This is a genomic window from Psychrobacter sp. CAL346-MNA-CIBAN-0220 (assembly GCF_040309805.1).
In the GTDB taxonomy this organism is placed as follows: Bacteria; Pseudomonadota; Gammaproteobacteria; order Pseudomonadales; family Moraxellaceae; genus Psychrobacter.
This window is the reverse complement of sequence record NZ_JBEOPF010000021.1, coordinates 1-1,606: the sequence shown is the minus strand read 5'-3', so window position 1 is coordinate 1,606 and position 1,606 is coordinate 1. Positions and strand designations below refer to the sequence as shown.

1 protein-coding gene is annotated in these 1,606 nt (G+C 38.9%); it reads left to right on the top strand.

Annotated elements, in window-relative coordinates:
* Window positions 1-435: 435 nt before the first annotated feature.
* Window positions 436-1,494 carry a TRAP transporter substrate-binding protein gene (locus AAEY88_RS12500; protein WP_350562894.1) on the top strand — a complete coding sequence of 353 codons (1,059 nt, stop codon included), beginning with the start codon at window positions 436-438 and terminating at the stop codon, window positions 1,492-1,494.
* The last annotated feature ends 112 nt before the right edge of the window (window positions 1,495-1,606 follow it).

Genomic DNA, 1,606 nt, shown 5'->3' with positions numbered 1-1,606 from the left:
TGTGAGAGTAGGTCATCGTCAGCTCTCTATTTATAGATAAAGCCCCCTTTGCTAACGCAAAGGGGGCTTTTCTTTGCTTGCCTTATTTTAATACCAAAGCCCTTTCTGAAAAACAAGTAAATATTCTTTGGTGGATTACAGAAATAAAGGACAGAGACACAAAATATGGTATTAAGATATAATATCTTTGATATTTCTCATAAAATGATTTGACACCTATCATTATAGCTGCTAATTTCAGTTACTACTTTTGGTTTTAGTTAGAAAAATTAACACAGAATCAACAATAGATATTTGTATTCACTATAAAGGGCTATTTATTAATAAATGTTAGATGGATATTTATAAGTATGGTAAACCTCACTTTATATTCACCTATCTTAAAATTAAAAAATAGACTCTTATTTCTTTAATAATTATCAAAAGGAATTGATAATGAAATTTGCTCCTCTTTTTTCAATAGGTGCTATAGCAGCACTTAGCCTAATGGGTTGTTCTAATCAATCTGATAGCAATGGCGACGCCTCTGCTGCTTCCTCTCAAGAAACAACTACTCTGCGTTTTTCACATTTTTGGCCAGCGACCTCTTCTATTAACCAAGAAGTCTTTCAGCCTTGGGCAAAACAAATAGAAAAAGATTCCAATGGTCGTCTAAAAGTTGAGCTATATCCATCGGCGACACTTAGTAAGGCAGATGTTACCTACGAATCTGCTGTAAAGGGAACTATCGATATTGGTTCTCAAGCGCATGGCTATACCAGTGGCCGCTTCCCATTAACTCAAATTGCCGAACTTCCAGGTTTATCAAGTTCAGCGACTCAGATGGGTTGTATGCTCCAAACTCTTTATGAAGATGGCACTATTGCTGATGAGTATAAAGACTCGCATCTGCTGTTTATGTATGGTGCGGGGCCTGGAACTCTTCATACTACAAATAAACTGATTCGGACCCCTGAAGATATGAAAGGTATGCGTATTCGTAGACCTTCTGCAGTCGCCGGTGACATTATTGAGAGTATGGGTGCATCTCCAGTAGGATTGCCTGCTAATGATATGTATACGTCTCTGCAGCGCGGTGTCGTTGATGGACTGAGTTTCCCATGGGAAGCTGTTACAACATTCAAGATTGATGAAATAACAAAATATCATACTAATATTCCGTTTTATAGTTCTGCGCTGATGGTAACTATGAATCAGGATAGCTACGACAGATTACCTGATGATCTAAAGCAAGTAATTGATAAAAACTCAGGTATGGCACTGGCGAAAAAGGTTGGTGAGGTCTTTGATAAACATGATCAGATGGCGCTGCAAGCAGCAAGAGACAAAGGTGACGAGGTTATCGACATTCCAGATCCACTCAACAACCCAGACTGGAAAGGGCCTCTTGAAAAAGGGACACAAAAATACCTTACTGATGTCAAGGCTCTAGGTTTAGATGCTGATAGCGTTTATGAAAAAGCCAAAGCTGCTAGTGCTGCTTGTAAGGTTTAACCTATTTGGAGGTATCACATGGCATTTTTGGTTAGAGTCAGTCGCTTTATTGCAAGGATGTGCGAGTTCATTGGTGGTGTCAGCTTAATCATCATTGTGGTCGCCACCATTG